General features: G+C 72.1%; 11 protein-coding genes and 2 pseudogenes. 8 read left to right on the top strand and 5 right to left on the bottom strand.

Features of this window, described 5'->3' with window-relative positions:
• On the bottom strand, positions 1–260 hold a 260-nt coding region (locus GTW67_RS36590), incomplete at its 3' end, for a pirin family protein (protein ID WP_161169010.1).
• A 62-nt stretch (positions 261–322) separates the two neighbouring features.
• Here GTW67_RS36590 and fasR point away from each other — a divergent pair.
• The 5 genes from fasR (at position 323) to GTW67_RS36565 (ending at position 5,264) form a co-directional block, all read left to right on the top strand.
• A complete protein-coding gene (gene fasR / locus GTW67_RS36585; RefSeq protein WP_161169009.1) occupies positions 323–1,528 on the top strand; it encodes a fatty acid biosynthesis transcriptional regulator FasR in 1,206 nt (401 codons plus the stop codon).
• Between the two features lie 89 nt (positions 1,529–1,617).
• Positions 1,618–2,529: an acyltransferase domain-containing protein gene (locus GTW67_RS36580; protein WP_161169008.1), complete on the top strand. Its 912-nt coding sequence runs from the start codon at positions 1,618–1,620 to the stop codon at positions 2,527–2,529.
• 16 nt (positions 2,530–2,545) lie between these two features.
• On the top strand, positions 2,546–3,577 hold the full coding sequence (locus tag GTW67_RS36575) for a ketoacyl-ACP synthase III (protein WP_161169007.1): 1,032 nt from the start codon (positions 2,546–2,548) through the stop codon (positions 3,575–3,577).
• 79 nt (positions 3,578–3,656) lie between these two features.
• Positions 3,657–3,905, top strand: a complete 249-nt coding sequence (locus GTW67_RS36570; RefSeq protein WP_077795951.1) for an acyl carrier protein — start codon at positions 3,657–3,659, stop codon at positions 3,903–3,905.
• 87 nt (positions 3,906–3,992) lie between these two features.
• The gene (locus GTW67_RS36565; protein ID WP_161169006.1) at positions 3,993–5,264 is read left to right on the top strand and encodes a beta-ketoacyl-ACP synthase II; all 1,272 of its coding nucleotides are present in this window, start codon (positions 3,993–3,995) and stop codon (positions 5,262–5,264) included.
• A 146-nt stretch (positions 5,265–5,410) separates the two neighbouring features.
• Here GTW67_RS36565 and GTW67_RS36560 read toward each other — a convergent pair whose 3' ends face one another.
• The gene (locus tag GTW67_RS36560; RefSeq protein WP_161169005.1) at positions 5,411–5,905 is read right to left on the bottom strand and encodes a DUF3145 family protein; all 495 of its coding nucleotides are present in this window, start codon (positions 5,903–5,905) and stop codon (positions 5,411–5,413) included.
• Positions 5,906–6,161: 256 nt separating this feature from the next.
• Here GTW67_RS36560 and GTW67_RS36555 point away from each other — a divergent pair, with 256 nt between their 5' ends.
• Positions 6,162–7,076, top strand: coding sequence for an SGNH/GDSL hydrolase family protein (locus tag GTW67_RS36555; protein ID WP_161169004.1), 915 nt, complete (start codon positions 6,162–6,164; stop codon positions 7,074–7,076).
• Positions 7,077–7,090: 14 nt separating this feature from the next.
• Positions 7,091–8,062 (top strand): aldose epimerase family protein, encoded by a 972-nt coding sequence (locus GTW67_RS36550; protein ID WP_161169003.1) that lies wholly within the window; start codon positions 7,091–7,093, stop codon positions 8,060–8,062.
• Positions 8,063–8,214: 152 nt separating this feature from the next.
• Here GTW67_RS36550 and GTW67_RS36545 read toward each other — a convergent pair whose 3' ends face one another.
• The 3 genes and pseudogenes from GTW67_RS36545 to GTW67_RS37340 all read right to left on the bottom strand — a co-directional run.
• Positions 8,215–9,063 carry an EI24 domain-containing protein gene (locus GTW67_RS36545; protein WP_237519207.1) on the bottom strand — a complete coding sequence of 283 codons (849 nt, stop codon included), beginning with the start codon at positions 9,061–9,063 and terminating at the stop codon, positions 8,215–8,217.
• An 81-nt stretch (positions 9,064–9,144) separates the two neighbouring features.
• Positions 9,145–9,564 carry an organic hydroperoxide resistance protein gene (locus tag GTW67_RS36540; protein WP_161169002.1) on the bottom strand — a complete coding sequence of 140 codons (420 nt, stop codon included), beginning with the start codon at positions 9,562–9,564 and terminating at the stop codon, positions 9,145–9,147.
• Between the two features lie 112 nt (positions 9,565–9,676).
• Positions 9,677–9,871 (bottom strand): annotated as a pseudogene (locus GTW67_RS37340) (NADP-dependent oxidoreductase); the annotation flags it as partial.
• On the opposite strand from GTW67_RS37340, the pseudogene GTW67_RS36535 reads away from it, so the two are divergent.
• Positions 9,869–10,630: pseudogene (locus tag GTW67_RS36535) on the top strand (DUF58 domain-containing protein); the annotation flags it as partial. The pseudogenes GTW67_RS37340 and GTW67_RS36535 overlap by 3 nt on opposite strands.

Genomic DNA, 10,630 nt, shown 5'->3' with positions numbered 1-10,630 from the left:
TGCACCAGCGTCTCGTGGCCCGCGCTGTCCCGGTGGGTCAGCTCGCCCTCCACCACCCACGTGACGATCTCGGTATGGCTGTGCGGATGCTCGTCGAAGCCCGCGCCGGGCGCGAGGCGCTCCTCGTTGCAGGCGATCAGCGCGCCGAAGCGGAGGTTGCCGGGGTCGTAGTGGGGGCCGAAGGAGAAGGCGTGGCGGGAGACGATGCCCGCCGCCGCGTCGCCGCCTGGGTAGCGCTCGTCGGCGCGCCGTACGTCCATCACGCCGTCCACCGTAGACCCGGCGGCATGCCCGCCCGTCCGGATAAGGCAGTCTTGTCCCCGTGCCCGAACCCGAAACCAGCAAGCCCGAGCCCGCGGCGCGCGCCGTCCACCCGCATTCCGCGACCCTGAAGCGGCTGGAGCAGTCCTCCGGATCGCTCGCCGCGCAGGCGATCGCGCGGATGGACGAGACGCTGCCGTGGTACCGGGCGATGCCCCCGGAGAACCGTTCCTGGATCGGGCTGGTCGCCCAGGCCGGCATCGCCGCCTTCACCGAGTGGTTCCGGCACCCTGACGCCCCGCAGGCCATCTCCACCGACGTCTTCGGCACCGCCCCGCGCGAGCTGACCCGGGCGATCACGCTGCGGCAGACCGTCGAGATGGTGCGGACGACCATCGAGGTGATGGAGTCCGCGATCGACGAGGTCGCGGCGCCCGGCGACGAGTCCGTGCTGCGCGAGGCGCTGCTGGTGTACGCCCGCGAGATCGCCTTCGCGACCGCCCAGGTGTACGCGCAGGCCGCCGAGGCACGCGGTGCCTGGGACGCCCGGCTGGAGTCGCTGGTGGTCAACGCCGTGCTCAGCGGCGAGGCCGACGAGGGCGCCGTGTCCCGGGCCGCGGCGCTCGGCTGGAACTCCCCCGAGCACGTGTGCGTGGTGCTGGGCACCGCCCCCGACGGGGACTCCGAGCTGACCGTGGAGGCCATCCGGCGCGCGGCCCGGCACGCCAAGCTCCAGGTGCTGACCGGCGTGCTCGGGGACCGGCTGGTGGTGATCGCGGGCGGCAGCGACAATCCGCTGGCCGTCGCGAAGTCGCTGATCGGACCGTTCGCGCAAGGGCCCGTGGTGGCCGGTCCCGTGGTGCCGGACCTGCTGGCCGCGACCCGGTCCGCGCAGGCGGCCGCGGCCGGGCTCAAGGCCTGCACCGCCTGGCAGGACGCCCCGCGCCCGGTGCTGGCGGACGATCTCCTGCCGGAGCGCGCGATCGCCTCCGACCCTTCGGCCCGCGAGCAGCTGGTGGAGGAGATCTACAGACCGCTGGAGGACGCCGGGGCCGCGCTCCTGGAGACGCTCAGTGTCTATCTGGAGCAGGCGAGCAGTCTCGAAGGCGCCGCACGCATGCTCTTCGTTCACCCGAACACCGTGCGCTACCGGCTCCGACGTGTGACTGACGTCACCGGCTGGTCGCCCTCTGATGTACGGTCTGCGTTCACCCTGCGGATCGCGCTCATCCTGGGGCGTCTGGCCGATGGAGATCCGCAACTCTAGGATTTTGTCGGGGGTCCACAAAACCCCCTCGTGTTCTTCGTCCTTGTCCCCACGGGCGGTCGTGGCCGTCCTCAAGAGAGAGTGTGAGAGTGCTCGTACTCGTCGCTCCCGGCCAGGGTGCTCAGACGCCCGGCTTCCTGACTGAATGGCTCGACCTCCCCGGCGCCGCCGACCGCGTCGCCGCGTGGTCCGACGCCATCGGACTCGACCTCGCCCACTACGGCACGAAGGCCGACGCGGACGAGATCCGCGACACCTCCGTGGCGCAGCCGCTGCTGGTCGCCGCCGGTCTGCTGTCGGCCGCGGCACTCGGTGACGTGGCGCCGGGCGCGGTCGCGGGCCACAGCGTCGGCGAGATCACCGCCGCCTCCTTCGCGGGCGTCCTCGACGACACCGCCGCGCTGACCCTCGTACGCCGTCGGGGCCTGGCCATGGCCGAGGCCGCCGCGGTGACGGAGACCGGCATGTCGGCGCTGCTGGGCGGCGACCCCGAGGTGAGCGTGGCGCACCTGGAGAAGCTCGGCCTGACCCCGGCCAACGTGAACGGCGCGGGCCAGATCGTGGCCGCCGGCACCCTGGAGCAGCTGGCGGCGCTGAACGAGGACAAGCCCGAGGGCGTGCGCAAGGTCGTGCCGCTGAAGGTCGCCGGCGCGTTCCACACGCACCACATGGCGCCCGCGGTGGACACGCTCGCCGAGGCCGCCAAGGCGCTCACGCCGGCCGACCCGAAGGTGACGTACGTCTCCAACAAGGACGGGCGGGCCGTCGCCACCGGCGCCGAGGTGCTGGAGCGGCTGGTCGGCCAGGTCGCCAACCCGGTCCGCTGGGACCTGTGCATGGAGACCTTCAAGGAACTCGGCGTCACCGCGCTGATCGAGGTGTGCCCCGGCGGCACGCTGACCGGCCTGGCCAAGCGCGCGCTGCCCGGCGTGAAGACGCTGGCCCTGAAGACCCCCGCCGATCTCGACGCGGCCCGCGCGCTCGTCGCCGAGCAGGCCTGACAAGGAGCCCGAGAGCATGCCGAAGATCAAGCCCAGCAAGGGCGCCCCGTACGCGCGCATCCTCGGCGTGGGCGGCTACCGCCCGACCCGGGTCGTGCCGAACGAGGTGATCCTCGAGACGATCGACTCGTCCGACGAGTGGATCCGCTCGCGCTCCGGCATCGAGACGCGGCACTGGGCCTCGCCCGAGGAGACCGTCGCGGCGATGTCGATCGAGGCGTCCGGCAAGGCCATCGCGGACGCCGGCATCGACGCCTCGCAGATCGGCGCGGTCGTCGTGTCGACCGTGTCGCACTTCAGCCAGACCCCGGCCATCGCCACCCTCATCGCCGACAGGCTGGGCACGGACAAGGCCGCGGCCTTCGACATCTCGGCGGGCTGCGCGGGCTTCGGCTACGGCCTGACCCTGGCCAAGGGCATGGTCGTCGAGGGCTCCGCCGAGTACGTCCTCGTGATCGGCGTGGAGCGGCTGTCCGACCTGACCGACCTGACGGACCGGGCCACGGCCTTCCTGTTCGGCGACGGTGCCGGCGCGGTCGTGGTCGGCCCGTCGAAGGAGCCGGCGATCGGCCCGACCGTCTGGGGCTCGGAGGGCGACAAGTCCGAGACGATCAAGCAGACGGTGTCCTGGGACCGCTTCCGGATCGGCGACGTCTCCGAACTGCCCCTGGACGACCAGGGCAACGTGAAGTTTCCTGCGATCACGCAGGAGGGCCAGGCGGTGTTCCGCTGGGCCGTGTTCGAGATGGCGAAGGTCGCGCAGCAGGCGCTGGACGCGGCCGGAATCAGCCCGGACGACCTGGACGTCTTCATTCCGCACCAGGCCAACGTGCGGATCATCGACTCGATGGTGAAGACGCTGAAGCTGCCGGAGCACGTCATGGTCGCCCGTGACATCCGCACCACCGGCAACACCTCGGCCGCCTCAATCCCGCTCGCGATGGAGCGGCTCCTGGCGACCGGTGAGGCGAAGAGCGGCGACACCGCGCTCGTCATCGGCTTCGGGGCGGGTCTCGTCTACGCCGCGACGGTCGTTACTCTCCCCTAGGCACTCCGTGCCGGATCATGCGGTCCGGGGCGGAACACAAGAGCCACACCCGCTGGAACATCTACGAAGGAGCGCCGCCATGGCCGCCACTCAGAAGGAGATCGTCGACGGTCTCGCCGAGATCGTGAACGAGATCGCCGGTATCCCGGTTGAGGACGTCCAGCTGGACAAGTCCTTCACCGACGACCTGGACGTCGACTCGCTGTCCATGGTCGAGGTCGTCGTCGCCGCCGAAGAGCGTTTCGACGTCAAGATCCCGGACGACGACGTCAAGAACCTCAAGACCGTCGGCGACGCGACCGACTACATCCTCAAGCACCAGAGCTGATCGACCGATCACTGCCTCTGGGCTGACTGCCCCGCCACCCGGCGGTGGCGCCGTACGAATCCGTATCCCGTTGGAGAAAGAATTCCCGTGAGCTCGACCAATCGCACCGTGGTCGTCACCGGTATCGGCGCAACCACACCGCTGGGTGGCGACGCAGCCTCTACCTGGGAGGGTCTGGTGGCCGGCAGGTCCGGCGCCAAGCCCCTGGAGCAGGAGTGGGCCGCCGACCAGGCGGTCCGTATCGCGGCCTCGGCCGCCGTGGACCCCTCCGAGGTCATTCCGCGGCCCCAGGCCCGCCGGCTGGACCGTTCGGCGCAGTTCGCGCTGATCGCGGCCAAGGAGGCGTGGCAGGACGCCGGCTTCACCGGCAAGGCCGGCGAGGACGGTTCCATCGACCCCGACCGGCTCGGTGCGGTCATCGCCTCCGGCATCGGCGGCGTGACGACCCTGCTGGACCAGTACGACGTGCTCAAGGAGAAGGGCGTCCGCCGCGTCTCCCCGCACACCGTGCCGATGCTGATGCCGAACGGCCCCTCCGCCAACGTGGGTCTGGCCGTGGGCGCCCGGGCGGGCGTGCACACGCCGGTCTCCGCCTGCGCGTCGGGCGCCGAGGCCATCGGCTACGCCATCGAGATGATCCGGTCCGGCCGTGCCGACGTCGTCGTCGCGGGTGGCACGGAGGCGGCGATCCACCCGCTGCCCATCGCCGCGTTCGGCAACATGATGGCGATGTCCAAGAACAACGACGACCCGCAGGGCGCGTCGCGTCCCTTCGACACCGCCCGGGACGGCTTCGTCCTCGGCGAGGGCGCGGGTGTCCTCGTGCTGGAGTCCGCGGAGCACGCCGCGGAGCGCGGTGCGCGTGTCTACGCGGAGGCGGTCGGCCAGGGCATCTCCGCCGACGCGCACGACATCGTGCAGCCGGAGCCCGAGGGCCGCGGCATCTCCGCCGCGCTTCAGCACCTGCTGGACCGCACCGACCTGAACCCGGCGGAGATCGTGCACGTCAACGCGCACGCCACGTCGACGCCGGCCGGTGACATCGCCGAGCTGAAGGCGCTGCGGAAGGTGTTCGGCGACGATGTGGACCACATGGCGGTGTCCGGCACCAAGTCGATGACGGGTCACCTGCTCGGTGGCGCGGGCGGCGTGGAGTCCGTGGCGACGGTGCTCGCGCTGTACCACCGGGTGGCTCCGCCGACCATCAACGTCGAGAACCTCGATCCGGAGGCGGAGGCGACGGCGGACATCGTGCGGGGGGAGGCTCGGAAGCTGCCCGTGGACGGGCGGATCGCCGCGCTGAACGACTCGTTCGGGTTTGGTGGGCACAATGTTGTTCTGGCGTTCCGGACTGTCTGAGAGACCTCGCTGAACGTTTGATGGCCCGGGCCCTGAGAGGGGTTCGGGCCATCGCCGTTTGTCGTGAGTTCGTTGCCGGGTGCGGGTCCGTTGTGGCTGGTCGCGCAGTTCCCCGCGCCCCTTCGGGGCGCTCCTGCGGGGCGGCGTTACACCACTTGGTGGAGCCAGCGGACCGGGGCGCCTTCGCCTGCGTAGCGGAAGGGTTCCAGTTCGTCGTCCCAGGGCTTGCCGAGGAGTTTGGCGATCTCCTGCTCCAGGTCCGTCTCGCCGGCCTGGGAGCGGGTCAGGGCGGCGCGCAGGCGGTCCTCGGGGATCATGATGTCGCCGTGGATGCCGGTGACGGCGTGGAAGATGCCGAGGTTCGGGGTGCAGCTGTAGCGCTCGCCCTCGGCCCCGGCGGACGGCTCCGCGGTGACCTCGAAGCGCAGCATCTGCCAGCCGCGCAGCGCGGAGGCGAGTTTGGAGGCGGTGCCGGCCTGGCCCTGCCAGGAGAACTCCGAGCGCCAGGTGCCGGGCGAGGCGGGCTGCCGGATCCAGTCCAGGGCGACGCGGGTGCCGAGCACCCCGGCGACGGCCCACTCGACGTGCGGGCAGAGCGCGCGCGGGGCGGAGTGCACGTACAGAACTCCACGTGTCGTCACCGGAACCTCCGGGCTGAGCGGGACATCTCGGAACGGGTGGAACGGCCGTGACCGGGCGGGCCACATGACGGCGAGGCTACCGTGCGACGGCGCAAGGAGTGTGACGTACCGTCGGTCCCGGTGCCGGGAAACTCCCGGCATTCACCCGGCAGGACGCTTGTGCGGATGTGAGCCGCCGCACCGCCGACGCCGGGAACCCTGGCGCGGTGTCATGGGTTGAGGACGTTGGAGGCACGAGTCGAGGGACGGTACGGGCATGGGGCAGGGGACGGATCGTGAAACGCGGAGCCGATTGGGCCGTTCGCGTGTCGTGCTCGCCGCCGTGACCGCCGCCGTCCTGGGCGTGGCCGGCTGCGACGCGGTCGGCGGCGACTCCCCCGGCGCGTCCGGCACCGGGTCCGCGCGGCCGTCCCCGAAGCCCACGCCGGCCTGGGACACGAGCCCTGAGTCGATCGCCGCGGTGGGCGACTCCATCACGCGCGGCTTCGACGCCTGCACGATCCTGTCGGACTGCCCCGACGTGTCGTGGGCGACCGGCGGCAGTGCCGAGGTCGACAGTCTGGCCGTACGGCTGCTGGGGACGAAGGCGGCCTCGCGGAGCTGGAACTACGCGGCCACCGGCGCCCGGATGGCGGATCTGTCCGGGCAGGTGACGCGGGCGGCGGTACACGAGCCGGAGCTGGTGACGGTGATGACCGGGGCGAACGACGCCTGCCGGACGACGACCGACGCGATGACCCCGGTGGCCGACTTCCGGGCCCAGTTCGAGGACGCCATGCGCACACTGCGCAGGAAGCTGCCCAAGGCGCAGGTGTTCGTGACGAGCATCCCGGACCTGAAGCGGCTGTGGTCCGAGGGGCGCACCAACCCGCTGGGCAAGCAGGTGTGGAAGCTGGGCATCTGCCCGTCGATGCTGGCCGACGCGGACGCCGTGGACTCGGCGGCGACGCTGCGGCGCAACACGGTGCGGGACCGGGTGGACGCCTACAACGAGGTGCTGCGGGACGTCTGTGCGAAGGACCGCAAGTGCCGTACGGACGGCGGGGCGGTGCACGCCTTCCGGTTCGGCACCGACCAGCTGAGCCAGTGGGACTGGTTCCACCCGAGTGTGAACGGGCAGGCGCGGCTGGCGGAGATCGCCTACCGCGCGGTCACCGCGAAGAAGCCCTGACTAGAGTTCCGCACATGAGCGAACTCTTCGGCACACTTTCCGACGGCACCCCGGTCCACCGCTGGACCCTGGAGCGGGCGGGCGTGCGGGTGCGGATCCTGACGTACGGGGGGATCGTGCAGTCGGCCGAGGTCCCGGACCGGGACGGGCGCACCGCGGACGTCGTGCTGGGGTTCGCGGAGCTGGACGGCTATGTGGCGCACCCGGAGCCGTACTTCGGCGCGCTCGTCGGGCGTTACGCCAACCGGATCGCGGGCGGCCGTTTCCCGCTGGACGGGCGGACGTACGCGCTGGCGCTCAACAACGGGCCGAACTCGCTGCACGGCGGCGAGCGGGGCTTCGACAAGCGGGTGTGGGACGCGGAGCCCGTCGCGCACGGCGTCCGCCTCAGCCGGGTCAGCCCGCACGGCGAGGAGGGCTTCCCTGGCCGCGTGGAGATCTCGGCGACGTACACGCTGGACGCGTCGGGGGCGCTGCGGATCGCGTACGAGGCGGTCAGCGACGCGCCGACCGTGCTGAACCCGACCAACCACAGCTACTTCAACCTCAGCGGCTCCGGTCACACGGGCGGGCACGAGCTGCGGATCGCCGCGTCCCGGATCACGCCGGTCGACGCGGACCTGATCCCGCAGGGTGCGCCCGCCGAGGTGGCGGGCACGCGCTTCGACTTCCGCGAGGCCCGCAAGGTCGGCGCGGGCTACGACCACAACTTCGTCCTCGACAAGGGCGTGACGGACGGCGCGGTGCCGGTCGCCGAGCTGTACGACCCCGTGTCCGGGCGCGCGCTGTCGGTGGCGACGACCGAGCCGGGACTCCAGGTGTACACCGCGGACCATCTGGGCGAGCCGTTCGCGCCCGGCGACGGCATCGCGCTGGAGACGCAGCACTTCCCGGACTCCCCGAACCGGCCGGACTTCCCGAGCACGGTGCTGCGGCCGGGCGAGGTGTTCCGCTCGGAGACGGTGTACGGCTTCTCGGCGCGGTAGTCCCGGGACGCGTGAGCCCCGGCCAGGCCGTCAGGTCCCGGGCCGGGGCTGTCCCGCGGGGGACACAGGGAACCGTCCCGGTCCGACGGTAATCGCCGCGGTGGTCCGACGGTCCGCGACGGGCTCTTCGGTACGCGGTTCGTACGAACCTTTCACAAACGCCCGCCGCGTCCGGCCGGGTCCGTGAACGTGTCGCCGGACGCCGAGTCGTCGCCCGAGGGGTCCTCGCCGGAGGGGTCGGCGGCGCCCTCGCGGGTCTCCTCGCCCAGCAGCTCGCGGGCGAGGAGCGTGGCGCCCGCGACCGCGCCCGGCATCAGGAACACGGCGACGAACGGCACCAGGAAGGCCACGCCCAGCGGTGTGCCGAAGCCCCACACCAGGGTCTTGCGGGAGCGGAGCAGGGCGAGGCGGTCGCGCAGTTCGACGCCCCGGCGCTGGAGGGCGACGGAGGCCAGCTCCTCGGTGAGGAAGAAGCCGGTGACGAAGAAGCCGAGCACCGGCACGACCGTCTGGCCGACGACCGGGATGAAGCCGGCGGCGAAGAGCAGCACGCCCCAGACGGCGGCGCGCAGCACGATGCGCAGGCTGTCGCGGCCGGAGATCCACAGCTCGCGCCAGAGCGGCAGGTCCGACTCGGGCGCGGTGCCGTCCGGGGAGACGTCCCGGTCGACCCGCTCGGAGAGGCTCTCGTAGAAGGGCTGCCCGATGAGCAGCGTGACCGCGGTGAAGGTGAGGACGGCCAGGAGCAGGGCGAGGGCGAACAGGACGGCGGTGAGGAAGCCGCGGAAGAGGCCTAGCCAGGGGCTCCCCCAGTCGTCGGCGAAGGGCGTCGCCCAGGTGACGGCGTCCTCGCCCCACAGCGCGAGTGCGACCAGCACCCCCACGTACAGGACGAGGGTGATCAGGCCCGGGACGAGCCCGAAGCCGTAGCTCTTGCCGTGCCGGGCCACCCAGCGCTGGCCCTTCAGGAGATGGCCGAATCCCGCCCCAAGATCACGCATGGGCGGAACTCTACCGGGCGACGGAGGCCGCACCCCCGGGCTGTGGCGGGTGCGGCCTCCGGCGTGCGGGCGTGGGCCCGGTCAGACGAGCGTCACGGTGATGTTGCCGCGGGTCGCCTTGGAGTACGGGCAGACCTGGTGGGCCTTCTCGACCAGGGACCGCGCGGTGGCGGCGTCCACGGACGGGATCTCGGCGGAGATCTCGACGATGATGCCGAAGCCCTCGTCGTTCTTGCCGATGCCGACCTTGGCGGTGACGGTCGAGCCGGACACGTCGGCGCCCTCCTGGCGGGCGACGACGGCGAGCGCGCCCTGGAAGCAGGCGCTGTAGCCGGCGGCGAACAGCTGCTCGGGGTTGGTGCCGGCGCCGCTGCCGCCCATCTCCTTGGGCGGGTTCACGACGACGTCGAGCTTGCCGTCATCGGTGGCAACGCGGCCGTCGCGGCCGTTCTCGGCGGTGGCGACGGCGGTGTACAGGACCTCGGACTGCTGGATGGGCATGCGGTTGTCTCCTCCTCGGTCCGCCGTGACTCGCGCCCACGATCACGACGAATTTCGGAATGACGCTACCGCATGCCGGAAATCCCGTGAAGGTCCGTCCAGCTCGGCCGGCTCAGAGCTTGACGATCATCTTGCCGGTGTTGTCGCCGCGCAGGACGCCGAGGAAGGCCTCCAGGTTGTTCTCGATGCCCTCGACGACCGTTTCGCGGTACTTCAGCTCGCCGTCGCGGACCCAGGGGCCGACCTCCTGGACGAACTGCGGCTGGAGGTCGTAGTGGTCGCCGACCAGGAAGCCCTCGATGCGGCCGCAGGGTACGGCGACGGCCGGCAGCGCTCGCTGGCGCTGGCGGGCGAGGACGACGTGATCCCCCGCGGGTACCGCCACGGCGACGACCTGCGCCGCGTGCACTGGCGCTCCACCGCGCGCTACGGGGAGCTGATGGTGCGCCGCGAGGAGCAGCCGCAGCGGGCCAGGTGCACGGTGCTCCTGGACACCCGGGGCGCGGCCTTCGAGGGCGCGGGCCCCGACTCGGCCTTCGAGTGGGCGGTGTCGGGCGCGGCGTCGGTGCTGGTGCACATGCTGGAGCGCGGGTACTCCGTACGGCTGCTCACCGACACCGGTGACTCGGTGCCCGGGGAGGGCACCGACGGGTTCGCGGGCGTGAGCCAGGGGTCCGCCGACGCGGCCGGACTGATGATGGACACCCTCGCCGTGGTCGGCCACTCCGGCGGCACGGACCTGTCCCGCGCCTACGACGTGCTGCGCGGCGGGAGCGAGGGGCTGCTGGTGGCGTTCTTCGGCGGACTGGACGAGGCGCAGGCCACCGTGGCCGCCAGGATGCGGCAGCGCAGCGGCGGGGGGATCGCCTTCGTGCTGGACCGGGAGACGTGGCGGCGGGAACCGTCCGACGTGCCCGGCCCGGCGGACGCGAGCGGGGACCGGCTGCGGATGCTGCGCGAGGCGGGCTGGAGCGCCGTGGGCGTACCGCGGGGCGCGGGCCTGGAGGAGCTGTGGCGTCTGGCGGACCGGGAGCGGACGGGCCTGGCGGCGGCGGGCGGCGGGGAG

It is taken from the genome of Streptomyces sp. SID5910, assembly GCF_009862125.1.
Classification (GTDB): Bacteria; Actinomycetota; Actinomycetes; order Streptomycetales; family Streptomycetaceae; genus Streptomyces.
This window is presented reverse-complemented; position numbering and strand designations above follow the sequence as displayed.